This is a genomic window from Mycobacterium montefiorense (genome assembly GCF_025823255.1).
Lineage (GTDB): Bacteria > Actinomycetota > Actinomycetes > Mycobacteriales > Mycobacteriaceae > Mycobacterium > Mycobacterium montefiorense.
Window position 1 is genome coordinate 76,934 of record NZ_JACKVL010000007.1, and the last position, 24,076, is coordinate 101,009.

The window sequence follows — 24,076 nt, forward strand, 5'->3', positions numbered from 1 at the left end:
CGGCCCTAACGCGCCGCCCTTGCCCCTTCCGCTTTCTCTGGAGCTCTCCCAATGTCATTGCCTGTCACCAGTTCCGTTGCGTTGCGTTCGCCGGCCATCGCGTCGCCTGCCGCGGGGCCGACGCGGCTGCGGGTTCCCGACCTGCTGCGCGCCACCGACCAAGTCGCCGACGACGTACTCAGCGGCCGTTGCGACCACCTGCTGCCCGACGGCGGCGTACCGGATTCGCAGCGCTGGTTCACCCGCGTCCACGGTGACGACGAACTCGACGTCTGGCTGATCAGCTGGGTTCCCGGTCACGCCACCGAATTGCACGACCACGGTGGGTCGCTGGGTGCGCTGACCGTGGTGTCCGGGTCGCTCAACGAATTCCGTTGGGATGGGCGCAGATTGCGGCGCCGCCGCCTTGACGCGGGTGATCAGGCCGGCTTTCCGCTGGGCTGGGTGCACGACGTGGTGTGGGCGCCCAGGACTGTTCCAAGCCCGGTCCCGGGGACCGTCATGCCGATCAAGACACCGGTTGCACCGACGCTGAGCGTGCACGCCTATTCGCCGCCGCTGAGTGCGATGTCCTACTACGAGGTCACCGGGAACAACACGTTGCGCCGCCAGCGCACCGAACTGACCGACCAGCCAGAGGGGACGTGATGAGCCGTATCGATGTGGTCTTGAGATCCGCCCGACGCCGCTATCGCCGGCTTTCAGCCGCCGAGGTGCCCGATGCGCTGCGGCGCGGCGCGGTGCTCGTCGACATCCGCCCGCAGGCTCAGCGATTCCGTGAGGGCGAAGTGCCCGGCGCGCTGCTGATCGAACGCAATGTCCTGGAATGGCGTTGCGACCCGACCAGCGATGCCCGTCTGCCGGAAGCCGTTGGCGACGACGTCGAGTGGGTGATCCTGTGTTCCGAGGGTTACACATCCAGCCTGGCGGCGGCCGCGCTGCTCGACATCGGTCTGCACCGCGCCACCGACGTCGTCGGCGGCTACCACGCGCTGGCCGGCGCCGGCGTGCTGGCGGAGTTGGCCGCTGCCGCGGTCGACCCGGCGGCGCTGGCGAATGCGGGGGCGACCGGCCGCCGCTGGCTGTAGTTATTCGTTGGCGTGCAACAGCGGCCGCAGCCGCTCGGTCTTCTCCGGCGTCCACCCGGGCGGTGACACTACCGCGGCCCAGCCATTGGCGACGTCGGCGACGTAGCGGTGTCCGTGCCCGTCCGGCACATCCACGGCGACCGCCATGTCCGCCGACACCTGCAGGAACGTCACCACCGGAATCCAATTGGTTTGCGGCAGCACGTCGTAGCCCCGCCGTTCGCGCAGCCAGTCCGGCTCGCTGAACAGCAGATCGGGTGTCCACCACGCGATCGGGTCGGAGGCATGCTGCAGATACACCACTCGCGGTGCGCCCCACGGGTCCTTGGGACGATCCAGATTGGTTGGGCGAGCGACGAATCGGACGTTGTGGCCGTCGTCGTAGATGGGCAGCCACTGCGGTGAACCGGAGTCCCGGGTGGAGGTCAGGTCCGTCCAGATGGTGTTGTTGAAGGTCGGTCCGCTGAACAGGGCACCATCGGTTCGGGCCAGCACATTGTTGAGGCTCATGAACGGCGCCTCACCGCCGAACGAACCCAGGCTTTCGCCGAACACCACGAGTTTGGGGCGTTGCGCCTCAGGCATTTGGCGGATCAGTCTGTCGACGGCTTCGAACAGCGCCTGGCCGGCATGCCGAGCGTTCTCCTTGTCCACCAGGAACGAGAGCCAGCTCGGCAGAAACGAGTACTGCATGCTCACGATCGCGGTGTTGCCGTTGTACATGTATTCCAGCGCCGACGCCTCCGCCTCGTTGATCCAGCCGGTCCCGGTGGTGGTCGCGACGGCGACAACGGCACGTTGCAGTCCGCCTTCGCGTAGCAGTTCGCGCGCCGCCAGCTCGGCGGTCGCGGTGATGCCGTCGGCGGAATTCAGGCCGGCGTAGGCGCGGATCGGCTGGGTGGCGGGGGTTCCGTTGAATTTGGTGAGGTCATCGACTCGGGGACCGCCCTTGACGAAGATACGGCCCTGATGGCCCAGGGATTCCCACGACACCAGCGACTGCGGACTCCCGGATCGCTCCGAAATTGTCGGGGCCGTGCTGTCGGGATTCATCTCATTGTTGACCGAGGCGAACGTGTTGTTCATCGTGCGCATCGCGAACTTGATGACCACGCCGTTGAGCAAGGTGATCGTCAAGACGACCAGCAGGACCACCACGATGGTGGCTGAAACGCGGAACGGCGCGATCCGATCGAGTTGGCCGACAAGGAATCTGACCAGGAGGCGGATGGCCTGGCCGATTTCGACCACCGTGAACAACACGATGACCGACAGGATCCCGGTCAGGGGGTAGTCGAACCAGTGCAGGTGAGCGACCCCCATCAGGTTGCGCACGTCGTCCTGCCACACGTGAAACCAGATCGCCATCAGCACCTGGCCGACCAGGGCGACCGGTACGAGTACCTTCCACGCCCAGCGTGGCGGCGGCGGGCTGTGACGCTTTTCGCGCATGAACCGCACCAACCACACCGAAAACACGCCCAGGCCGTAGCCGATGGCGCCGGAGAACCCGCTGACCAACGCCTGGAACAGCGGGCCGCGGGGCAGCAGCGACGGCGTCAGGGAGAACCAGATGAAGATCAGGCCGACCGCCGTGCCGGTGAAGGTGTAGTGACGCACCCAAAACGGCTTCGTCGCGATTTCCGTCGCATCAGCAGCGTCGTCAGCGGAGAGGATTTCGGGAGCCGTTTCGGCCTTGGTCGCCTCTCCGGTGACCTGGGCGTCGTCGGAGCCCGCGAGTTTGTCTGCGCTGACGGCTGGTTCGTCGTCGGTGCCGGTCGCAGAACCTGGCTCGCTCATCCGAGCATCTTAGCGATGCGTGAAGTTAGGAGCCCGCTTCTCGACGAATGCCGCCATCCCTTCGGACTGATCGTCGGTCGCGAAAGTCGAATGGAAAAGCCGGCGCTCGTAGAGAAGTCCCTCGGCCAGGGTGGACTCGAAGGCACGGTTGACGGCTTCCTTGGCCATCCGGGCCGCCGATAGCGACATCTGCGAAATGGTGGTGGCGACGGCCTTGGCCTCGCCGAGTAGGTCGTCGGCCGGCACCACCCGCGAAACCAGGCCGCTGCGTTCGGCTTCTTCGGCGCCGATCGTGCGGCCGGTCAGGATCAGGTCCATCGCCTTGGCCTTGCCGATGGCGCGGGTGAGGCGCTGCGAGCCGCCCATGCCCGGCAGCACACCGAGTTTGATCTCGGGCTGTCCGAACTTCGCGGTATCGGCCGCGATCAGCAGGTCGCACATCATCGCGAGCTCGCAGCCACCGCCGAGTGCGTGGCCGGCCACCGCGGCGATCGTCGGGGTGCGCACGGCGGCCAACTTGCCCCAAGCGGCGAAGAAGTCGGCGCCGAACGCGTCGGCGAAGCTCAGCGCGGCCATCTCCTTGATGTCGGCCCCGGCCGCGAACGCCTTGGCCGAACCGGTGATGATGATCGCCCCGATGCCCGGGTCCTCGTCGAGTTCGGCTGCGGCACTGGTGACTTCGTGCATCACCTGACTGTTGAGCGCGTTGAGTGCCTGCGGCCGGTTCAGCGTGATGATGCCGACCCGCTGATCGCGCTCGACCAGGATGGTTTCGTACGTTGTCTCGCTCACCCAAATCGCCTTTCTAGAAACTCAAGTCGTCGTCGACCGGCGCGAAGTACGCGTCGATGTCGGCCGCGGAGACCGCGGAAAGGTTCGGCGGCGACCACTTCGGATCACGATCTTTGTCGATGATCTGTGCTCGAATGCCTTCCACCAGATCGTGTGAGCTCGCCGACGCCGACGACACTCGATAGTCCTGTACCAGAACGTCTTCCAGTGTGTCCAGCTTCGCAGCTCGGCGCACCGCCGCCAGTGCCACCGACACCGCGATGGGGGAGCGACTGTCGATCAGGTTGGCGGCGTCTTGGGCAGGCCCGGCGTCATGCCCGCGCAGCGCTTCGATGATGTCCTGCACGGTCTCACCGGCAAAGCAATGGTCAATCCAATGGCGTTGCGCGACAAGTTCACTGGCCGGTGGCTCGACAGCGTGCGCGGCCAGCGCACTTTCAACGCCGTCGTCGACGATCGCCTTCGTGAACGCGCCCAGCTGCTGGTGTGGGACGTAGTGGTCGGCAAAGCCCAATGCGATGGCGTCCGCCCCGCCGAACGGTGCTCCGCTGAGGCCGGCGTACAGCCCGAGCGCACCCGGCGCCCGGGACAACAGAAATGCGCCGCCGACGTCGGGGATGAACCCGATACCGACCTCCGGCATTGCGATCTTGGACTTTTCGGTCACCACGCGGACGCTGCCGTGCGCACTGACCCCGACGCCGCCGCCCATCACGATGCCGTCCATCAACGACACGTAGGGCTTGGCGAACCGGCCGATCTGGCCGTTCAGCAGATACTCGTCGCGCCAGAATCTCCGTGCCTCGACGCCATCCTTGCGGGCGCTGTTGTAGACCGCGACCACGTCGCCGCCGGCGCACAGTCCGCGTTCGCCGGCCCCGGCCAGCACCACCGCGCGCACTGCATCGTCGTTTTCCCAACGGCGCAGCAGCGGGCCGAGCACGTCGACCATCGTCTGGTTCAGCGAGTTGATTGCCTTAGGGCGGTTGAGCGTGATCAGGCCGACGCCATTGTCGATGCGGGTCAATACCTCGTCGATTTGGTCAGTCGCGCCTTCGGTCACGCCGTGGCTCCCATCGCCGGAATCGGTGCCCGTGTGTCGCCTTGCCGGGCCTTGACCAGCAATCTAGATCGTTACAACGGAAGCGATACCCGCGGGTAAGGATTATGTTTGAGCCGACGACAGCGGCCGTGCCCGGAGATACCCTGAAAACACCAGTTCCGCTGGGAACCTGGGAAGGCGACTGATCGTTGAGCAAGCGTTCGCACAGCTCGAACCCACAATCCTAAGAGAGGAACCGACGGTGCGGGAGACCAGCAACCCGGTATTTCGTTCGCTGCCCAAGCAGAGCGGCGGATATGCGCAGTTCGGCACTGGCGCGGCCCAGGTGCAGCAGGGCTACTACCAGGGCGACCCCTACACGGCAGCTCCATACCAGGAGGCCAAGGCCTCCCGGCCGCTGGCCATCGACGACGTCGTCACCAAGACCGGCATCACGCTGGCCGTTTTGACGGCCTCCGCCGTTGTGTCGTTCTACCTGGCGTCGACTAACCTCGCGCTGGCGGCGCCGCTGACCTTCATCGGCGCCATCGGCGGTTTGGTGCTGGTGCTGATCGCCACGTTCGGCCGCAAGCAGGACAACCCGGCGATCGTGCTCGGCTACGCCGTTCTCGAAGGCCTGGCCCTCGGCGCTATATCGCTACTTCTGACCTTCCAGGTATCGGTCGGCAGCGGTCGGTCGGTTAACGCCGGGGCGATGATCGGCGAGGCGGTGCTGGGGACGCTCGGCGTGTTCTTCGGGATGCTCGTCGTCTATAAGACCGGCGCCATCCGGGTCACGCCCAAGTTCACCCGCATGGTGGTCGCCGCCATGTTCGGCGCACTGTTCCTGATGCTCGGCAACTTCGTGTTGGCGCTGTTCGGTGTCGGCGGCGGCACCGGGCTGGGCCTGCGCAGCGGCGGACCCGTGGCGATCATCTTCTCGCTGGTCATGATCGCTATCGCGGCGTTCAGCTTCCTGATCGACTTCGACGCAGCCGACCAGATGATCCGCGCCGGAGCGCCGGAGAAGGCGGCGTGGGGGATCGCGCTGGGCCTGACCGTGACCCTGGTCTGGCTCTACCTCGAGATCCTGCGTCTGCTCAGTTACTTCCAGGGCGATAGGTAGCCCGCTTAACGGGAAAGCCGGCGCGCCCACGGGCGTGCCGGCTTTTTTGTGCGCTGACGAGGTCCGCAACCGCATCGTGTGTGCGGCTACGGCCTCGAGTGTGCGCTGACGGTTGCCTCATCCGGCGTGTCGTCGCCCTGGGCGCACACTCGGCGCTCAGGACGCACATTGAACAGCTGAAAGCGCTAGCTGAGCCGCTCGATGATCATCGCCATGCCCTGGCCGCCGCCGACGCACATGGTCTCCAGGCCGAACGTCTTGTCGTGTGTCTGCAGGTTGTTGATCAGCGTCGCGGCGATGCGTGCGCCGGTCATGCCGAACGGGTGGCCCAGGGCGATCGCGCCACCGGAGACGTTCAACTTTTCCTCGTCCATGCCCAGCTCGCGGGCCGAACCCAGCACCTGCACCGCGAAGGCCTCGTTGATCTCGTAGAGGTCGATGTCGTTGATCGACATGCCGGCCCGGGCCAGCGCCTTCTTGGACGCCTCGATCGGGCCCAGGCCCATGATCTCCGGCGAAAGGCCGCTGACTCCGGTGGACACGATGCGGGCCAGCGGCGTGAGGCCCAACTCCTTGGCCTTGACGTCGCTGGTGATCACCAACGCCGCCGCACCGTCGTTGAGCGGGCAAGCGTTGCCCGCGGTCACGGTGCCGTTGGGCCTGAATACCGGCTTGAGTTCGCTGATCTTCTCGTAGGTGGTACCGGGGCGCGGGCCGTCGTCGGTGCTCACCGTGGTGCCGTCGGGCAGGGTCACCGGCGAGATCTCCCGCTCGAAGAACCCGCTCTTGATCGCTTCCTCGGCGCGGTTCTGGCTGCGCACGCCCCAGTGGTCCTGGTCTTCGCGGCTGACGCCGGTCAGGAGCGCGACGTTCTCCGCCGTCTGCCCCATCGCGATGTAGACGTCGGGAATGTTCTCGTCGGCGCGCGGGTCGTGCCACTCGTCGGCGCCGCCTGCCGCGGCGGCAGACCGCTCCTGCGCCTCGCTGAACAGCGCGTTCTTGGTGTCCGGCCAGGAGTCGGCGCTGCCCTTGGCGAAGCGGGACACGGTTTCCACACCCGCGGAGATGAACACGTCGCCCTCGCCGGCCTTGATCGCGTGGAAAGCCATCCGGCTGGTCTGCAGCGACGACGAGCAATACCGGTTGACGGTGGTGCCGGGCAGGAAGTCATAGCCCAGTTCGACGGCAACCACGCGCGCCAAGTTGAATCCGCCCTCACCGCCGGGCTGGCCGCAGCCCAGGATCAGGTCGTCGATCTGGTGTGGGTTGAGCGCGGGCACCTTGTCGAGCGCGGCGCGCACCATCTGCGCGGCCAGGTCGTCGGGCCGCATGCTGACCAGCGACCCCTTCATGGCGCGCCCGATCGGAGAGCGGGCGGCGGAGACGATGACGGCTTCGGGCATGACGATTCCCTCCAATGGGATACGGGCTCGCGTAACAATCGGGTGGCACACCCACCCCGACGGGCTAAGGCAAATCTAGACGGTGCCGATTGGTCAGTTCGACGATGGGGCGGCCGCGCTGGACGCCGGGCGCCGCCATAGCCGCGACATGGCACTCAGTGGGGTGTGGCCCGCGCTGACCATGGGTGTCTCGGAGCGTGCCGCCAGATTCAGCACCGGGGTCGCAACCTCTACACCCAGCGAATCGCACAGCGCCACCAGCAGCTGCGCCGCTGCCAGCGCGTACGCGGCCGGTGACGGATGGAAGCCGTCGGCCGAGAACATCAGCTCGGGTGTGGCCCGGAATTGGGGAGCCAGCAGGTGCGCCAGTGGTACCGGCAGCCCCCCGGAGGACCGCACCGCCGCGGCCTGCGCGCGGGCGAGCTGTCTGGTCCGCGCGCGCGCCAGCGAGCGCAGGGGCTGCGGGATCGCACTGATCACGCCCAGGTCCGGGCAGGTGCCGATGACCACCACCGCGCCGCGCGAACTCAACTTGCGCACAGTTCTGCCCAGCCGCCGCGCGGACTGGCTGATCCCGTTGAGGGCGGTGACATCGTTGGCGCCGATCATCATCACGGCAGCGTCCGGAGGCGGTCCGGCCACGAACATCGCGTCGACTTGGCCGCTGACGCCCTTTGAGGTGGCGCCGACAATTGCCTTGGTGCTCAACCGAATACGCTTGCCGGTCTGCTCGGCCAGCCCGCGGGCGACCAGCACGCCCGGCACTTCTTCGGCGCTCGCACATCCGTATCCGGTGGCAGTTGAGTCCCCGAAGATCATCAGGTGCAGATCCGCGGTCATGCCGCGCTGCCACCGTTCCACCGGCCCGCCGCCCGGGCTGTACACGCCGTCGGCGCGCGGCGGGATGTCCCAGGCTTTGGGAATGACGGTGCGCGCGTGCGTCGCCTGGCCGACCAGCAGGTTGCGTGCGCCCAGATAGGCCGTCCCCGTCGAGGCGAGTGCGCCCGCTGTGGCCAGGGCGATCGTCGAGCGACGCGGCACCCTAATGGTCACTGGATCAGTTTAGATCGGCTGTCGTGTTTGCGCGGACGCCCGACAAACAATGCGGTCACGTTGTGAATCAGATGTGGTATCAAATCAGACTCTTCAAACGTTCTTCTAAGTAATGCCTGCGAAGCTAAGTTCAACGGGTTGGCTGAACGGCTCGGTGCACGAAATGAACTGAGCGCTTGGCTTCCTCGTCACATGCTGTATCGCACTACAAAGGCGTAGGAGTGTCGAGCATGACCGCACCCAGCAAGGTTTCCGGTGCACCCCGGAATACCAGCCATCTCCGTGACCTGCTCAAGTCACGCAGGGCCGAGGCACGCAAATTCGCTATCAGCGACGGCGCGCCGGTCGAGGTCCTGGAGTCGGGCCCCAGCGTCCAGGCGCGAGTAGCCACGCTGGCCTTGCGCGTGACGATACGGCCGATTTTGGCGGCCGGCAGCTACGTGCCCAACATGCCGTGGCCATGGGGCCTGATCGACCTCGCGGCCCGGGCGTTGCTGCCCGCCTCCGCAACCGTGCGACAGACTGTGACGTTGCCGAATGCGTCGGCACAATTGGTTCGCGCTCCCGGCGTGCTGCCCGCGGACGGCACCAGGCGGATGGTGCTCTACTTCCATGGCGGCGCGTTCCTGACCTGTGGAGCGAACTCCCACGGCCGGGTGGTCGAATCGATTTCGAAGTTTGCTGATTCACCCGTTTTGGTGGTCAATTACCGGCTGTTGCCCAAGCACTCGGTGGGCATGGCTCTGCAGGACTGCCACGACGCCTACCGGTGGTTGCGGCGGCGCGGCTATCAGCCGGACCAGATCGTGCTCGCCGGAGATTCCGCGGGCGGGTATCTCGCGCTGTCCCTCGCGCAACGGCTGCAGGAGGAATGCGAGGAGCCAGCGGCGCTGGTAGCAATCTCGCCGCTGCTGCAGCTAGCAAAGGAATACAAGCAAACGCATCCCAACATCAAGACGGATGCGATGTTCTCTGCCAAGGCTTTTGATGCGCTCGTCGAATTGGTTGCTGGCGCGGCGCAGAAGAACGTCGTCGACGGCAAGGCCGAGGAGATCTACGAACCCCTCGAGTACATCAAACCCGGACTTCCGCGCACGCTGATCCACGTTTCGGGTTCCGAGGTGCTGCTGCACGACGCGCAGTTGGCGGCGAGCAGGCTTGCCGCCGTTGGCGTGCCGGCCGAAGTTCGGGTCTGGCCCGGACAGGTTCACGACTTCCAGCTGGCGGCACCGCTGGTTCCCGAAGCCGTCCGTTCGCTGCGCCAAATCGGGGAGTACATCCGCGAAGCCACCGGCTAGCTGCTCGGTTGTTCGCCGCGCGCCGGGATCTCGATCACACCGAGAGTGGGTGCGCGCGGCCACAAATGGCCTGAGACGATGGACGCATGCGAATTGCGCAGCACATCAGTGACATCATCGGCGGCACGCCGCTGGTTCGCCTGAACTCCGTCATCCGCGCCGGCGCTGGCACTGTTGCGGCAAAGGTCGAATACCTCAACCCGGGCGGCAGCTCCAAGGACCGCATCGCGGTGAAGATGATCGACGCCGCCGAGGCCAGCGGGCTGCTCAAGCCGGGCGGCACCATTGTCGAACCCACGTCGGGCAACACCGGCGTCGGTCTGGCTCTGGTTGCCCAGCACCGCGGCTACAAGTGTGTGTTTGTCTGCCCGGACAAGGTCAGCGAGGACAAGCGCAACGTGCTGATCGCATACGGCGCGGAGGTGGTGGTGTGCCCGACGGCGGTGCCGCCGGAGCACCCGGAGAGCTACTACAGCGTCTCCGACCGGCTGGTCGCCGAGATCGAGGGCGCCTGGAAGCCCGATCAATACGCCAACCCCCAGGGTCCCGCCAGCCACTACGAGACCACCGGGCCCGAGATCTGGGCCGACACCGACGGCAAGGTCACCCACTTCGTGGCCGGCATCGGCACCGGCGGGACGATCACCGGCGCAGGCCGCTACCTCAAGGAGGTGTCGGGCGGCGCGGTGCGCGTCATCGGCGCGGACCCCGAAGGGTCGGTGTATTCGGGCGGCACCGGCCGGCCGTATCTGGTCGAGGGCGTCGGTGAGGACTTCTGGCCGGCGGCCTATGACCCCGCGGTGCCCGACCAGATCATCGCGGTGTCCGACTCCGACTCGTTCGACATGACCCGGCGGCTGGCTCGTGAAGAAGCCATGCTGGTCGGCGGTTCGTGCGGCATGGCCGTGGTGGCCGCCGCGAAGGTGGCCGAGGAAGCCGGGCCCGACGCGCTGGTTGTCGTGTTGCTCCCCGACGGCGGCCGCGGCTACATGTCGAAGATCTTCAACGACTCGTGGATGTCGTCGTACGGCTTCCTGCGGACCCGGCTGGACGGCTCAACCGAGCAGCCCACGGTCGGTGATGTGCTGCGCGGTAAATCGGGTGCGCTGCCCGATCTGGTGCACACCCACCCCTCGGAGACGGTGCGCGACGCCATCGGCATCCTGCGCGAGTACGGGGTGTCCCAGATGCCCGTCGTCGGCGCCGAGCCGCCGGTGATGGCCGGTGAGGTCGCCGGCAGTGTCTCCGAGCGCGAACTGCTGTCGGCCGTCTTCGAGGGCCGCGCCAAATTGGCCGACGCCGTCTCCGTGCACATGAGCCCGCCGTTACCGATCATTGGTGCCGGCGAGGTGGTCAGCGCCGCCGGGCAGGCGCTGCGTGACTGGGACGCGTTGATGGTCGTCGAGGAAGGCAAACCTGTCGGGGTCATCACCCGATACGACCTGTTGGGCTTTCTGTCGGACGGACCGCGACGGCGTTAGCGGCGCCGGCCGCAGACCTCGCGCGGAGCCTCCGCTCAGGGGCGGCTCTCAGGTAGGGTAATGCGGCTAGTTCAGCTAATCCGCAGTGGAAGGTTGCACCATGACCGATCAACCGCCGCCCTCCTCGCCGCCCGAACCACCTGGTGGCTACGAACCGCCCTCCGGCGGGCATGAACCCACTCCTTCCGCGCCGGGCGCCTCGTACCCTCCACCACCGCCGCCCGGCGGCGGTTACCCCCCACCTCCGCCGGCTGCCGGTGGCTACGCGCCGCCGCCGCCCGGACCGGCGGTCCGAGCGCTGCCGACAGACTCCTACACGCCGTGGCTCACCCGGGTAATCGCGCTGATCATCGATTACCTGCCCTACGCGATCGTGCAGGGCATCGGCACCGGGATCATGTACACCACCCAGACGTCGTCCTGCGTCACCGATATCACGCAGTACGACGTCAGCCAGTACTGCGCCAGCCAGCCCTCGATGATCGGCCAGTTGCTGCAATGGCTCGCGACGCTGGTGGGCTTGGCCTACTGGATCTGGAACCGTGGCTACCGCCAGGGCACCACCGGCTCGAGCCTCGGCAAGACGGTGATGAAGATCAAGGTGGTCAGCGAGACCACCGGGCAGCCGATCGGTTTCGGATTGTCCGTCGTGCGCGACCTCGCCCACTTCGTCGACGCGGTCATTTGCCTCATCGGTTTCCTGTTTCCGTTATGGGACGCCAAACGGCAGACCCTCGCCGACAAGATCATGACAACGGTGGTCCTGCCGATCTGACGGGTCAGGCTGAACCCATCCGCTGTTCCAGGCCGACTGCGTCGGCCAGCTCGTCGCGGTGACGTCGCAGCCGAGGGTGCTCGTCACCTAATTCGCCCATCAGATCCCATAGGGCATCGGCGATTGCGTTGAGCTTGTGCTGCAGTGCGCGATCGCTACGTGACTGGGTGTTCTGCAGCAATGCCACCAGCAGAAACGTGATGATGGTGGTGACGGTGTTGATCACCAGTTGCCAGGTATCCACCGTCGGAAGCGCCCAGACGGTGGGTATCCACACGACGACAAGAAGCACGCAGATCGCGAAAAACCATGGCTTGGAAACCCACGCGCTGGTGGAAGTTGCGAAGCGATCGAACAGGGTCAGCTCCGAGTCGTCGCCTGACGGCATGTCCTCGGATGACGGATTGGCCGCCGGGCGGCTGTCATCGGTCATGGTGGTTCTCTCTGAGCGGTTGGTGCAGTCCAGTTACCGACGACTACCCGGCCGGTGATTCTCATAACCGCAGGCGACGTGATCGTGCGTCGCTCACTAGGCTGATCCTTGATGAGCGAGAACCGTAACGGACACGACGGAATTAAAGGACTGGCCACCAAGGCCATCCACGCCGGCTATCACCCGGATCCGGCTACCGGCGCAGTGAACGCGCCGATCTATGCCAGCAGCACGTTCGCCCAAGACGGTGTCGGTGGGCTGCGCGGTGGGTTCGAATATGCGCGCACCGGCAACCCGACCCGGGCCGCGCTGGAGGCCTCGCTGGCGGCCGTCGAAGGCGGCGCATTCGGGCGAGCGTTCAGTTCCGGCATGGCCGCAACCGACTGTGCCCTGCGGGCGATGTTGCGTCCCGGCGACCATCTGGTCATCCCAAATGACGCCTACGGCGGCACATTTCGCTTGATCGACAAGGTCTTCAGCCAGTGGGACGTCGGGTATACGCCGGTGGCGTTGTCCGACGTCGACGCGGTTCGGGCCGCGATCACGCCACAGACCCGGCTGATTTGGGTGGAAACACCGACCAATCCGCTGCTGTCCATCGCCGATATTGCGGCCATTGCCGAATTGGCGGCCGCGAACAACCCGGTGAAAGTGTTGGTGGACAACACCTTTGCCTCGCCCGCGCTGCAGCAGCCGTTGGCGCTGGGAGCCGACGTCGTGCTGCATTCGACCACCAAGTACATCGGTGGCCACTCCGACGTGGTGGGCGGCGCGTTGGTCACCAACGACAATGCACTCGACGATGCCTTCGCTTTTCTGCAGAACGGCGCCGGCGCGGTGCCGGGCCCGTTCGACGCCTACCTGACGATGCGCGGCCTGAAAACGTTAGTGCTGCGGATGCAGCGGCATAGCGAAAACGCTTTGGCCGTAGCGGAATTCCTCGCCGGGCAGCCATCGGTGAGTACGGTGCTGTATCCGGGTCTGCCCACCCATCCCGGGCACCATGTCGCCGCACAGCAGATGACGGGCTTCGGTGGCATGGTGTCGGTGCGGATGCGCGGCGGCCGCGCGGCCGCCGAAAAGCTGTGTGCCGGCACGAAGGTTTTCATCCTGGCCGAATCGCTGGGCGGGGTCGAGTCGCTGATCGAGCACCCCAGCGCGATGACCCACGCGTCGACGGCCGGTTCGCAACTGGAAGTACCCGACGACCTGGTGCGGCTTTCGGTGGGCATCGAGGATGTTATCGACCTGCTGGCCGATCTCGAACAAGCGCTGGGCTAGTTCGCGGTCGAACTAGGAGTGATACGGCTCCGCGCTGATCAGCGTGACCTCGACGGTGTTGCCGTTGGGCACGGTGTAGCTGCGGGTCTCACCGACCTTGGCGTCGATCAGCGCCCCGCCCAGCGGTGAGAGCGGCGAGAACACTTCGAGCTTGCCTTCGTTGACGCCCTCCTGGCGGGTGGCGATCAGGAACGTCTCGGTGTCCGACTTGTCACCGTTGTAGTAGACCTTCACCACCGAACCGGGCAGCGCGACGCCGGACTGCTTGGGCGCCTCGCCGACCTTCGCGCTGTTGAGCAGGTCCTGCAGCTGGCGGATGCGGGCCTCTTGCTGGCCCTGCTCGTCGCGGGCGGCGTGGTAGCCGCCGTTCTCGCGAAGGTCGCCCTCTTCGCGGCGGTCGTTGATTTCCGCGGCGATGACGGGACGATTCGCGATCAGCTGATCGAGCTCCGTCTTCAGTCGGTCATGTGACTCCTGGGTCAGCCAGGTCACCTGAGTGTCCGTCATCTCGTCGTGCTCCTCGTCCTGTCGTTTCGCGTAGCCGCGTAAGTTTCTGCACTCCATTAAGGGGAGTGTCTAGGTTTCCACCCCTTGCTGCCATTTTGTTGGGCTGATGGCCGCTAATGCAGCAATACACGGTCCCAGCCGGAACCGTGCATTCATCCATATTACCACCGAGGAAACAGCCGATGACATCATTTGAGGTTCGCTTTTGTGACCGATCAGGCTGCGCGCAGGTAGCTGGGCACGTCGGTGCCGCATCCGTAAATGTCCGCCATCGCCGGCGGCTGCGAAGACTTCACGATGGTCGTGACCTGCACCGTTGCCTGCGTGGAGGGCGGGACTTTGACCTCTCGTCGGCCCGTCTCGCTGCCGTCCTTCGCGCGGACGCGCACGATGCAGTCCACCGGCCGGGACGGATCGGATCGCGTCACGCTGATCGTGACCGAGGCCGTTTCGGCGTCGATCACCTGGTAGCCGCCCAGCGAACCCGAAACGTCGCTGGTGGCCAGCCTTTGGTAGCCGACGAACGCGACGCCGATGCCCGCAATCAGGGCCAGCACACCCAGCGCGATGGCCACCCGGCGTCGCGAGGCCGCAGACAGTCGCGAACGCCCGTAGCGGGACTCGGGACGCGGAATGGAAGTTTCGGTCATGGGAGTTTCACGTGTGGAGTGTGGCTGCCGGCGGGGGCCGACAGCATGCAACATGGGAGAACTGGAATTATATGGTCCTTATAGGCTTCGAAGGGAGACCGGCGGACCGACAAGGGGACACGTGAGCGAACTGCGGCTGATGGCGGTGCACGCCCACCCCGACGACGAGTCCAGCAAGGGCGCGGCCACGCTTGCCCGGTATGCCGACAAGGGTCACCGCGTGCTGGTCGTGACACTGACCGGCGGTGAGCGCGGCGACATCCTCAACCCGGCGATGGATCTGCCCGACGTGCAAGAGCACATCACCGAAATTCGTCGTGACGAGATGGCGAAAGCCGCCGAAATTCTCGGCGTCGAGCACACCTGGCTCGGTTTCGTCGATTCTGGTCTGCCCAAGGGTGATCCGCCACCGCCGCTGCCCGACGGCTGCTTCGCGCTGGTGCCGTTGGAGAAGTCCGTCGAGGCGCTGGTCCGCGTGGTCCGCGAGTTCCGGCCGCACGTGATCACTACCTACGACGAGAACGGCGGCTACCCGCATCCGGATCACATTGCCTGCCATCAGGTTTCGGTCGGTGCCTACGAGGCGGCGGGCGACCATGCCCGTTTCCCGGATGCTGGTGAACCTTGGACGGTGTCCAAGCTGTACTACGTCCATGGCTTCCTGCGTCAGCGGATGCAGTTGTTACAAGACGAATTCGCCAAAAATGGCGAAGAGGGCCCGTTCGGCAAGTGGCTGAAGCACTGGCAACCCGAGCACGATCCTTTCGAGTCCCGGGTGACGACGCGGGTGGAGTGCTCGGAATATTTCAGCCAGCGCGACGATGCGCTGCGCGCACACGCCACGCAGATCGACCCGAAAGCCGAGTTCTTCGCCGCCCCGATCGCCTGGCAGCAGCGACTATGGCCGACCGAGGAATTCGAGTTGGCTCGCTCGCGCGTCCCCGCCCCGCTGCCCGAGGACGACCTATTCGCCGGAATCGAGAACCACGCGTGAGCCACCTTTTACTCACGCTGATCGCTGACGGCGCACCGCAGCACACCGGGCCCGATTTCGGCAAGGCCAGCCCGATCGGGCTGCTGGTCGTCGTGCTCTTGTTGATCGCCACCTTGTTCCTGCTGCGCTCGATGAATCGGCAACTGAAGAAGGTGCCCGATTCGTTCGATCCCACGCACCCCGAGCCCGATCAGGCCGCCGATGAGGGCACCGATGCGGTCGGATCACCCCCTGACGAAGCACCCGGGCCCACGAACGGATCCACCCGGCCGTCAGGACCCGGCGATGAGCCCGGCTGAGTCGTCTTCGGTCAACACCCTCGGGCTGGCGACCAGCCCCTATTTGCGTCAACACGCAGACAACCCGGTGCACTGGCAGCAGTGGACGGCGCAGGCCATGGCCGACGCGGCGGCGCGCGATGTGCCGATCCTGCTTTCGATCGGTTATGCCGCCTGCCACTGGTGTCACGTGATGGCCCACGAATCGTTCGCCGACGATGAGGTGGCCGCCGCGATGAACGCGGGATTCGTCTGCGTCAAGGTCGACCGCGAGGAACGGCCGGACATCGACGCGGTCTACATGAACGCCACCGTTGCGCTCACCGGGCAAGGCGGCTGGCCGATGACATGTTTCCTGACGCCCGACGGCAGGCCCTTCTTCTGCGGCACTTACTATCCGAAAGTCGGTTTTCTGCAACTTCTTTCGGCCGTCACCGAGACATGGCAGCAGCGCCGGGGCGAGGTCGAGGAGGCGTCGGACGATATCGCCGGCGAGTTGCGCAAGATGTCGTCCGGACTGCCGGGTGGCGGCCCTGCCATCGGGCCGGAGCTGTGCGATCAGGCGGTCGCCGCAGTGCTGGCCGACCAAGACACGGTGCGTGGCGGGTTCGGCGGTGCGCCCAAATTCCCGCCGTCGGCGATTCTTGAAGCGCTGCTGCGCAGCTACGAGCGCACCGGATCGCCGGCAGCGCTAGAGGCCGTCGAACGCGCCGGCAACGCGATGGCCCGCGGCGGCATCTACGACCAGCTCGCCGGCGGTTTCGCCCGCTACAGCGTCGACAACGCTTGGGTAGTACCGCATTTCGAGAAGATGTTGTACGACAACGCGCTGCTGCTGCGCGCCTACGCGCACTGGGCCCGGCGCACCGGCGACCCGTTGGCCCGCCGCGTCACCGCGCAGACCGCGCAATTTCTGCTCGACGAGCTGACCGACGGCGACATGTTCATCTCGTCGCTGGACGCCGACGCCGACGCCGACGGCCGCGAGGGTTCGACCTACGTCTGGACGCCGCAACAGTTGACCGACGTGCTCGGCCCCGACGACGGTCCTTGGGCCGCTGAGGTTTTCGTGGTCACGCAATCCGGCACCTTCGAACACGGGACGTCGGTGCTGCAGTTGCCCCGCGATCCCGACGACCCGCAACGGTCCGAACGGGTGCGGACCGCGCTGCTGGCCGCCCGGCACACCCGGACCCAGCCGGGACGCGCCGCCTTGGTCGTCACGTCGTGGAACGGGCTGGCGATCACCGCGCTGGCGGAGGCCAGCGTGGCCCTCGAAGAACCCGAGTTGGTCCGCGCTGCGCGACGCTGCGCGACGGCGCTGCTGGACACTCATGTCGTCGACGGCCGACTGCGCCGGGCCAGCCTCGGCAGAGTGGTCGGCGACAGCGCCGCCATCCTGGAGGACCACGCGATGCTGGCCACCGGACTGCTGGCGCTCTATCAACTCGACGCCGAAGACGTCTGGCTGACTGCGGCGTGCGGGCTGCTCGACACCGCGTGCGCGCATTTCGCCGATCCGCGCCAACCCGGGCGCTGGTATGACACCGCCGACGATGCCGAACAGCTGATGCTCCGGCCGTCAGACCCGCTGGACGGAGCTACCCCGTCGGGCGCGTCGACGATCACCGAAGCGCTGCTGACCGCGGCGCATCTGGTCGACAGCCGCAACGCGCCGCGGTATCTGCAAGCGGCGACCGAGGCCCTGACCGCGCATTCGGCATTGCTGGCGCGGGCCCCACGGTCGGCCGGGCATTGGCTGGGCGTGGCCGAAACCGCGATCCGCGGGCCGCTGCAGGTCGCGGTCGCCTGCAGCTCGCCGCGCTCACCGCTGCTGCTCGATGCTCGCCGGTTCGCGCCGGGTGGAGCGATCGTGATGGGCGGCAAGATGGACTCGTCGGCGCTGCTGGTCGGCCGGGACCGAGTGCACAGTGCCGACGCCGCCTACGTGTGCCGCGGACGCCTGTGCGACCTGCCCGTGACGCGGTCGGCCGACCTGGCCGCCGCCCTGGGCGTCCCCGCGCGGTAGCGCCGATTCAGAAGACGACGAACCACATCGCGATGTAGTGGCAGATCGCCGCTATCGCGGTGCAGGCGTGGAAGAACTCGTGATAGCCGAACGTCGACGGCCAGGGGTCGGGCCAGCGCAGCGCGTAGAGAATGCCGCCGATGCTGTACAGCGCACCGCCGACGAACAGCAGCACCATCGCGGCCACGCCGGCGTTGTGCAGGATCTCGCCGGTGTACCAGACCGCTACCCAGCCCAGCAGGATGTACAGCGGCACGCCCACCCACCGCGGCGCCGACGGCCACAACATCTTCAGCAGGATTCCAGCCGACGCGCCGCCCCACACGATCCACAACACCACGTGCCCGTCGCGACCCGGCAGTGCCAAAAGCGCGAACGGGGTGTAGCTGCCGGCGATGAACACGAAGATCATCGAGTGGTCGGCCCGCCTCATCCATTTCTGAGCGGTGGCCGACTGCCAGCGGACGCGGTGATAGGTGGCGCTGACGGTGAACATGATGATAGTGGCGAAGGTGTACAGCAGCGTGGCCAGTCCGGCGCGGGTGGATCCCACCGCCCACGACACCGCGACCAGCGAGGCGCCCGCGAAGACGGCGGTGGCGGCGGAATAGACGTGAATCCAGCCGCGGAATCGCGGCTTGGTCAGTACTCGGGCCACACCATCGACAAGGTGCTGTGCGGCGTTGGCCGCGACCCCCTGCGATTCGGGTTCCGGGTCGGTGGCCGTGGTCGTCGAGCCGCTCATGTCTCCTGTTGCCTTGTTCGGGTGACGGTCAAGGTGGGTGTGCCTGACATGGATAGACACTAGTCGGCACCGGCCGGGGAGTGTCCTTTCAGCGGCAGCGACCTCGGCGAAAATCCGCCCGAGAATTCCTTGCCGCCCACAGTAGTGTGGAGCTTCGTGGAGATTATCCCGCCGCGGCTCAAGGACCCGCTGTATCGCGTCTACGAGCTTCGGCTGAGGCAAGGCCTGGTTGCCTCGAAGTCCCAGCTTCCGCGGCATATCGCGGTGCTCTGCGATGGGAATCGGCGGTGGGCCCGCGACGCGGGATACGACGACGTCAGTTACGGCTATCGGATGGGCGCGGCCAAGATTGCCGAGATGCTGCGCTGGTGCCAGGAAGCCGGCGTCGAAATGACCACGGTCTATCTTCTGTCCACCGAAAACCTGCAACGCGATCCCGACGAGCTTGCCGGGCTGATCGAAGTCATCACCGACGTCGTCGAGGAGATCTGTGCACCGGCCAACCGCTGGAGCGTGCGCACGGTGGGCGATCTGGAACTGCTGGGCGACGAGCCGGCCCGCCGGTTGCGGGGCGCGGTCGAGTCCACGCCCAGCGTCGCGCCGTTTCATGTCAATGTGGCGGTCGGTTATGGCGGCCGGCAGGAGATCGCCGGCGCGGTGCGTGCGCTGTTGAGCAAGGAGCTCGCCAATGGCGCCACCGCCGAGGAACTGGTCGACGCGGTGACCGTCGACGCCATTTCCGAGAACCTCTACACCTCGGGGCAGCCCGACCCCGACCTGGTGATCCGCACGTCGGGCGAGCAACGGCTGTCCGGGTTTCTGCTGTGGCAGAGCGCCTATTCGGAGATGTGGTTCTGCGAAACGCACTGGCCGGCGTTTCGCCGCGTCGACTTTCTGCGCGCCTTGCGCGACTACACGCGGCGGGATCGCCGGCACGGCAAGTAGTCGGCCAAGGCGCTCAAGCGGCAGGTCACCCGCGTGCCACACTGGGTAGATGGCTGCACTGTCGGCGGTGGTGTTCACGCTGAGTGCCTGGCTGGGCCTGTATCTGGCGGCCCGTGATCCGCGTAAACCCGTCCTCGCGCTCGCGGCGATTGGACTGTGCGGCTTCGCGCTCGTGGTGGGGCTGGATGCGGTTCGGACCGCCAATCCCGCGGATGCCCAGCTGCTGAGCCGAGTCGAGATCTACCTGACGGCCATCCCCGGCGTGGCGTGGTTCGCGGTGCTCGTCGAGCTGTCCCGGCCCAGCGACGGCGGGCGGACGCGCACCCGCGAGTTGTTGCTGGTGGCCGGGGTTGCCGTGCTGACCCTGTTCGGGGCGATGATGGCCGGCAGTGTGGAGGGGCCGCTGCGGCCAGGTCACTGGGTGATGTTCGCAGTGATCTCGATATCGACCCTCGGCGCGATGGCGGTCGCGTTGCGCCGCCCGCGGCGGCCGAGGCCGGCCGTGGGACTCGCCATTACCGCGACCCTGTTCTTTGCATTGGCCAATGCGATCCTGATCATTCCGCTGGGCCTGGTGCCCAGCTGGGTTGCGCTGGCGTCGACGAGTTGCGACGTCCTCGCGCTCGGGCTTGCCGTCGCGCTGTGGGACGCATTTGATGAGGGCCAGGCGCTGCGCAACCACATGCTGCGCTCGTTCGCCGGTTCGGTGGCGGTGGCGGTGCTCTTCGGCGGCCAGGCGCTGATCGGGTTGGAGATGACCCGCGACGACCCCGCCGCGCAGACCGCGCTGACCGTGCTGCTGTTCACCAGCCTGGCGATCGCGATCACCGTGCAGGTGCTCGCGGATCCGCTGGCCGGTGTCCTCGACCGGCTGGCGTTCTGGAAATCGCCTGCGCTGCGGGCGGATCGGGCCGTGCTGCGGCATACCGGGGCGGCCCTGCCGCTGCGGCAGGAGCACCCGCTCGGCGACGTCGACGACGTCACCTTCGTCAGGCTCACCCGCCGTGCGCTAGGCCACTACGGCGACCTGAGCAAGCTGGTCGCGAGCCCGTTGACGGCGTTGCCGGTGATCGACGAGCGGCTGACCGCCCGCGGCGCACCCGACCATCCGGTCGAACGGGCCAACGAACTCAAGGCCCTGCTCGCCGACGGCATTTCGCGGCTGAAGCCCCGCGAAGGTGGCGACTTCGGCACCACCGAAGAATGGCGGTACTACAACTCGCTGTATTTCCCCTACGTCGTCGGGGTGCGCGCTTACGCGCAGAACGCCACCGCCTCGGGTCTGGATCCGACCGCTCGGCAGGCGTGGCAGTGGTTTGTGACGGAGGTCCCACAGCGCTCGCTGCACAACTGGCAAAATGCCGCGGCCCGGCTGATCGCCGCCGATCTTCGCGGGCGCGTCGCCGTCCCTACCGAGTAGCTCGACGCCGCCGCGGGCGCGCTTGCGCCCGAGCCTTATCTGTACAGCCATCAGCGTTATTCGGCTGACAACGCCGGTTGTAATGGCCCCGCGGCCCATCTTCGGGTGGACTGGCAACGAATGCGTTAGGTGCGGCCGGCCGGCCGGCACGTGCCATCCCGAGTCTGCCAGGGGGACTGATGTTTTCGCCGACCCTTCCGCCCGCCCAATTTGCGCGGATTGCCGAGATCGTCCGGCACCGCGTCGGTCGGCTGCACCAACGCATGGTTCCACCGCCTGCCGCGATGCTGGAAATGATCACGAATGCCTGGTCCGCGCAAGCGATTACCGCGGCAGCCGACCTCGGCATCGCCGACGTGCTGGCCAAGCAGCCGATGAACGCTGACGAGTTGGCCGAAGCGGTCGATGCGGACGCCGACACGATCGTCCGTCTGATGAGGGCGCTGATATCGCGAGGCATTTTTCGGCTGCGCCGGGACGGGCGCTATGGCCTCACCCCACTGGCGGACACACTGCGCAGCGACAGCGATGCCTCGCTGCGCGCGTTCGCCCGGTTCGTGGGCTCACCGCAGGAGCGGGAGCACTGGAGCCACATGACCGACTCGATCCGCACCGGCCGGGCCGTTGTCCCCGAGATACGCGGCAAATGCATTTTCGAGTATTTCGCCGAGCAACCCGAACTCGACGAGATCTTCAACAACGCGATGACTGACCTCTCCGAACTCGAAATTCCCCCGATCGTCGCGGCCTACGACTTCAGCCGCTATTCGACGATCGTCGACGTCGCCGGTGGGCACGGTCGGTTGTTGGCCGCGATCTTGAACGCCACGCCACACGCCCGGGGGATTCTGTTCGACCAGCCGCACGTCGTCGCGGACGCAGCACCGCTACTCAAGCAGTATCGGGTCGCTGACCGGGTGAAGCTGGTCGATGGTTCCTTTTTCGAGTCTGTCGCCGACGGTGGCGACGCCTACCTGCTCAAGCACATCATCCACGACTGGCCCGACGACGAAGCCGTACAGATTCTCGGCAACATCCGGAAGGCCGCCGGGGTCGGAAAGCATGTCCTGATCGTCGAATTCGTCATTCCACGGCACGACCGCGAATTCCCCGGCCACTGGATGGACTTGGAAATGCACATCGGGGCCGGGGCCCGCGAGCGTACCGCCTCCCAATACGGCCGGCTCTTGAGCCGTGCGGGCTTCCGGCTGACGCGGGTGGTCCAAACGGCCTCACCGATCAGCATTGTCCAAGCAGTCGCTGTCTAACACTGAATCATCAAGGAGTACCTATGTTTTCGATTAAATTCCCACAGACCGAGGTTATGCAGATCGTCGGCATCGCTCGGCATCATCTCGGTCGGCTACACCAACGCATGGTCCCGCCGCCGGCGGCGATGGTGGAATTGGTCATGAGTGCGTGGGCGGCGCAAGCGATTACCGCCGTGGCAGATCTGCGTATCGCCGACGCGCTGGCGAACGGACCGTTGTCGGCCGACGAGTTGGCCGACGCGGTCGACGCCGATGCCGACAGCCTCGCCCGCCTGCTGCGGGCGTTGATCGGCCGTGGCGTCTTCCGTCAGCTGCGCGACGGGCGCATGCCCTCAACCCGCTCGCGGAAACGCTACGCAGCGACAACGAGGTGTCGATGCGAGGCTTCGTCCGGTTTCTCGGCGCCCCCGAGCATCGGGAGCACTGGAGCCACCTCACGACTGCTATCCGCACCCGCCGGGCAGTCGTTCAAGAGATGCGCGGCAAACCGATCTTCGATTATCTGGCCGGGGAAAAGAAACTCGACGAAGTTTTCAACGACGCCATGACCAGTGCGTCCGAACTCGCGATCGCGCCGGTTGTCGCGGGCTACGACTTCAGCCGCTATTCGACGATCGTGGACGTCGCCGGTGGGCACGGGCGGTTGTTGGCCGCGATCTTGAATGCCACCCCGCAGGCTCGGGGGATTCTGTTCGACCAGCCGCACGTCGTCGCGGACGCGGCACCGCTACTCAAGCAGCATCGGGTGGCCGACCGGGTCCGGGTGGCCGAGGGGTCATTCTTCGAGACGATCACCGAGGGCGGCGACGCCTACGTCCTCAAACACATCGTGCACGACTGGCCCGACGACGAGGCGCTGCAAATCCTGCGCAATGTTCGTAAGGCGGCCGGGGCCGGTAAGCATGTGCTGCTCGTCGAAATGGTGCTGCCCGGCCACGATCGCGACTTTATGGGCAACTGGCTCGACCTGGAAGTGCTCGTCGAATTCGACGCACGCGAGCGCACCGCCGCCGGATATGCCGAAATGTTGAATCGTGCCGGGTTCCGCATGACACGGGTGGTGCCAACGGCATCGGCGTACAGCGTCGTCGAAGCCGTCGCCGTCTAAATCCCCATTCGCCGCCGATTTTGGGAATACCTCGATGCGATCCCTCGTCATTTCTTCCGTGGCAGGAGTTGGCAGTGCCACGAGTCGATATGGCAGTGCTCCGGCGGCACGCTCAAACCAGTTCGACACAAAACGCCATCGCGAGGAGTAATCAAATGTCCGTTGTCACTGGCATACCGAATAGACACATGTACGACTCGACCGAATCGTTGTTGCGTTTCGCGATGCGTGCAGACGGCACTTTGACCGGGCTGTTCGGTCTGGCCATCGCCGTCATCGCCGACCTGAACTCCGATCTGGAATACGCCCTGGGCGCTCTGTTCGTGGTCTACGGCCTGGTGGTGTACAGCCTGACGGGGTTGGCGGACCTGCGCGGCGTTGGTGTCGGTGTCATCGTCGCAAACATCGTGTTGACTCTGGGCGCCCTGGTGGCCGTCGAAGCAGTCCCCATGTCCGCGGCCGGGGTGGCCGCCACGCTGGCCACCGGCGTTTACGCCGCGGGCTTCGCGTGGCTGCAATACCTGGGAGTGCGTCGGCTCCAGACCGCCTAGCTCCCC

At 66.3% G+C, this 24,076-nt stretch carries 24 protein-coding genes and 1 pseudogene; 16 read left to right on the plus strand and 9 right to left on the minus strand.

The genetic code is table 11. The features are described from left to right. Positions 1 to 51: 51 nt before the first annotated feature. Entirely contained in the window at positions 52 to 648 is a 597-nt protein-coding gene (locus H7K34_RS05015) for a cupin domain-containing protein (RefSeq protein ID WP_264060703.1), read from the plus strand. Next, complete coding sequence (locus H7K34_RS05020) at positions 648 to 1,088, plus strand: rhodanese-like domain-containing protein (RefSeq protein WP_264060704.1); 441 nt, start codon at positions 648 to 650, stop codon at positions 1,086 to 1,088. Before H7K34_RS05015 ends, H7K34_RS05020 begins: the two co-directional genes overlap by 1 nt. Here the strand turns inward: H7K34_RS05020 and H7K34_RS05025 are convergent, their stop codons facing one another. Genes H7K34_RS05025 through H7K34_RS05035 form a run of 3 tightly spaced genes read right to left on the minus strand, consistent with a single transcriptional unit; the run spans position 1,089 to position 4,743 of the window. After that, entirely contained in the window at positions 1,089 to 2,888 is a 1,800-nt protein-coding gene (locus tag H7K34_RS05025) for an alpha/beta hydrolase (RefSeq protein ID WP_264060705.1), read from the minus strand. Positions 2,889 to 2,897: 9 nt separating this feature from the next. Beyond that, complete coding sequence (locus tag H7K34_RS05030) at positions 2,898 to 3,680, minus strand: enoyl-CoA hydratase (RefSeq protein ID WP_108924454.1); 783 nt, start codon at positions 3,678 to 3,680, stop codon at positions 2,898 to 2,900. A 13-nt stretch (positions 3,681 to 3,693) separates the two neighbouring features. Further along, positions 3,694 to 4,743 carry an enoyl-CoA hydratase/isomerase family protein gene (locus H7K34_RS05035; protein WP_372510689.1) on the minus strand — a complete coding sequence of 350 codons (1,050 nt, stop codon included), beginning with the start codon at positions 4,741 to 4,743 and terminating at the stop codon, positions 3,694 to 3,696. A gap of 241 nt (positions 4,744 to 4,984) precedes the next feature. On the opposite strand from H7K34_RS05035, the gene H7K34_RS05040 reads away from it, so the two are divergent. Then, on the plus strand, positions 4,985 to 5,848 hold the full coding sequence (locus H7K34_RS05040; RefSeq protein WP_264060706.1) for a Bax inhibitor-1/YccA family protein: 864 nt from the start codon (positions 4,985 to 4,987) through the stop codon (positions 5,846 to 5,848). A gap of 185 nt (positions 5,849 to 6,033) precedes the next feature. Here the strand turns inward: H7K34_RS05040 and H7K34_RS05045 are convergent, their stop codons facing one another. Both H7K34_RS05045 and H7K34_RS05050 read right to left on the minus strand, forming a co-directional pair. Continuing rightward, on the minus strand, positions 6,034 to 7,251 hold the full coding sequence (locus H7K34_RS05045) for an acetyl-CoA C-acetyltransferase (protein ID WP_264060707.1): 1,218 nt from the start codon (positions 7,249 to 7,251) through the stop codon (positions 6,034 to 6,036). Between the two features lie 93 nt (positions 7,252 to 7,344). After that, positions 7,345 to 8,292, minus strand: a complete 948-nt coding sequence (locus H7K34_RS05050) for an SGNH/GDSL hydrolase family protein (protein WP_372510696.1) — start codon at positions 8,290 to 8,292, stop codon at positions 7,345 to 7,347. A gap of 242 nt (positions 8,293 to 8,534) precedes the next feature. Between H7K34_RS05050 and H7K34_RS05055 the strand changes: the two genes are divergently transcribed. From H7K34_RS05055 to H7K34_RS05065, 3 genes are all read left to right on the plus strand, one after another. Beyond that, on the plus strand, positions 8,535 to 9,602 hold the full coding sequence (locus H7K34_RS05055) for an alpha/beta hydrolase (RefSeq protein WP_264060709.1): 1,068 nt from the start codon (positions 8,535 to 8,537) through the stop codon (positions 9,600 to 9,602). Between the two features lie 86 nt (positions 9,603 to 9,688). After that, positions 9,689 to 11,083, plus strand: coding sequence for a cystathionine beta-synthase (locus tag H7K34_RS05060; protein WP_108924459.1), 1,395 nt, complete (start codon positions 9,689 to 9,691; stop codon positions 11,081 to 11,083). Between the two features lie 100 nt (positions 11,084 to 11,183). Then, positions 11,184 to 11,858, plus strand: coding sequence for an RDD family protein (locus H7K34_RS05065; RefSeq protein ID WP_264060710.1), 675 nt, complete (start codon positions 11,184 to 11,186; stop codon positions 11,856 to 11,858). 4 nt (positions 11,859 to 11,862) lie between these two features. Here H7K34_RS05065 and H7K34_RS05070 read toward each other — a convergent pair whose 3' ends face one another. Beyond that, positions 11,863 to 12,291, minus strand: a complete 429-nt coding sequence (locus H7K34_RS05070) for a low affinity iron permease family protein (RefSeq protein ID WP_372510690.1) — start codon at positions 12,289 to 12,291, stop codon at positions 11,863 to 11,865. A 111-nt stretch (positions 12,292 to 12,402) separates the two neighbouring features. On the opposite strand from H7K34_RS05070, the gene H7K34_RS05075 reads away from it, so the two are divergent. Further along, the gene (locus tag H7K34_RS05075; protein WP_264060713.1) at positions 12,403 to 13,572 is read left to right on the plus strand and encodes a cystathionine gamma-synthase; all 1,170 of its coding nucleotides are present in this window, start codon (positions 12,403 to 12,405) and stop codon (positions 13,570 to 13,572) included. A 12-nt stretch (positions 13,573 to 13,584) separates the two neighbouring features. Here the strand turns inward: H7K34_RS05075 and greA are convergent, their stop codons facing one another. Beyond that, positions 13,585 to 14,079, minus strand: a complete 495-nt coding sequence (gene greA, locus H7K34_RS05080) for a transcription elongation factor GreA (protein WP_108924585.1) — start codon at positions 14,077 to 14,079, stop codon at positions 13,585 to 13,587. A 215-nt stretch (positions 14,080 to 14,294) separates the two neighbouring features. Next, entirely contained in the window at positions 14,295 to 14,729 is a 435-nt protein-coding gene (locus H7K34_RS05085; protein ID WP_264060716.1) for a DUF4307 domain-containing protein, read from the minus strand. 121 nt (positions 14,730 to 14,850) lie between these two features. On the opposite strand from H7K34_RS05085, the gene mca reads away from it, so the two are divergent. The 3 genes from mca to H7K34_RS05100 are packed head-to-tail and all read left to right on the plus strand — an operon-like array spanning position 14,851 to position 18,030. Further along, positions 14,851 to 15,723 carry a mycothiol conjugate amidase Mca gene (gene mca / locus H7K34_RS05090; protein ID WP_108924463.1) on the plus strand — a complete coding sequence of 291 codons (873 nt, stop codon included), beginning with the start codon at positions 14,851 to 14,853 and terminating at the stop codon, positions 15,721 to 15,723. After that, positions 15,720 to 16,022 carry a hypothetical protein gene (locus tag H7K34_RS05095; protein ID WP_264060717.1) on the plus strand — a complete coding sequence of 101 codons (303 nt, stop codon included), beginning with the start codon at positions 15,720 to 15,722 and terminating at the stop codon, positions 16,020 to 16,022. The genes mca and H7K34_RS05095 overlap by 4 nt, the downstream gene beginning before the upstream one ends. Then, the gene (locus tag H7K34_RS05100) at positions 16,009 to 18,030 is read left to right on the plus strand and encodes a thioredoxin domain-containing protein (RefSeq protein ID WP_264060718.1); all 2,022 of its coding nucleotides are present in this window, start codon (positions 16,009 to 16,011) and stop codon (positions 18,028 to 18,030) included. Before H7K34_RS05095 ends, H7K34_RS05100 begins: the two co-directional genes overlap by 14 nt. A 7-nt stretch (positions 18,031 to 18,037) precedes the next feature. Here H7K34_RS05100 and trhA read toward each other — a convergent pair whose 3' ends face one another. Beyond that, positions 18,038 to 18,775 carry a PAQR family membrane homeostasis protein TrhA gene (gene trhA, locus H7K34_RS05105; protein ID WP_264060719.1) on the minus strand — a complete coding sequence of 246 codons (738 nt, stop codon included), beginning with the start codon at positions 18,773 to 18,775 and terminating at the stop codon, positions 18,038 to 18,040. 156 nt (positions 18,776 to 18,931) lie between these two features. On the opposite strand from trhA, the gene H7K34_RS05110 reads away from it, so the two are divergent. From H7K34_RS05110 to H7K34_RS05130, 6 genes and pseudogenes are all read left to right on the plus strand, one after another. Continuing rightward, positions 18,932 to 19,720 (plus strand): (2Z,6E)-farnesyl diphosphate synthase, encoded by a 789-nt coding sequence (locus tag H7K34_RS05110; protein ID WP_108924586.1) that lies wholly within the window; start codon positions 18,932 to 18,934, stop codon positions 19,718 to 19,720. 49 nt (positions 19,721 to 19,769) lie between these two features. Then, positions 19,770 to 21,140, plus strand: coding sequence for a hypothetical protein (locus H7K34_RS05115; RefSeq protein ID WP_264060720.1), 1,371 nt, complete (start codon positions 19,770 to 19,772; stop codon positions 21,138 to 21,140). A gap of 179 nt (positions 21,141 to 21,319) precedes the next feature. Beyond that, positions 21,320 to 22,408, plus strand: coding sequence for an acetylserotonin O-methyltransferase (locus H7K34_RS05120; protein WP_264060721.1), 1,089 nt, complete (start codon positions 21,320 to 21,322; stop codon positions 22,406 to 22,408). Between the two features lie 143 nt (positions 22,409 to 22,551). Continuing rightward, positions 22,552 to 22,731, plus strand: a pseudogene (locus H7K34_RS27045) (methyltransferase family protein); the annotation flags it as partial. A gap of 56 nt (positions 22,732 to 22,787) precedes the next feature. Beyond that, a complete protein-coding gene (locus H7K34_RS05125) occupies positions 22,788 to 23,519 on the plus strand; it encodes a methyltransferase (RefSeq protein ID WP_308205434.1) in 732 nt (243 codons plus the stop codon). A gap of 155 nt (positions 23,520 to 23,674) precedes the next feature. Further along, the gene (locus H7K34_RS05130) at positions 23,675 to 24,070 is read left to right on the plus strand and encodes a hypothetical protein (protein ID WP_108924470.1); all 396 of its coding nucleotides are present in this window, start codon (positions 23,675 to 23,677) and stop codon (positions 24,068 to 24,070) included. Positions 24,071 to 24,076 lie beyond the last annotated feature (6 nt).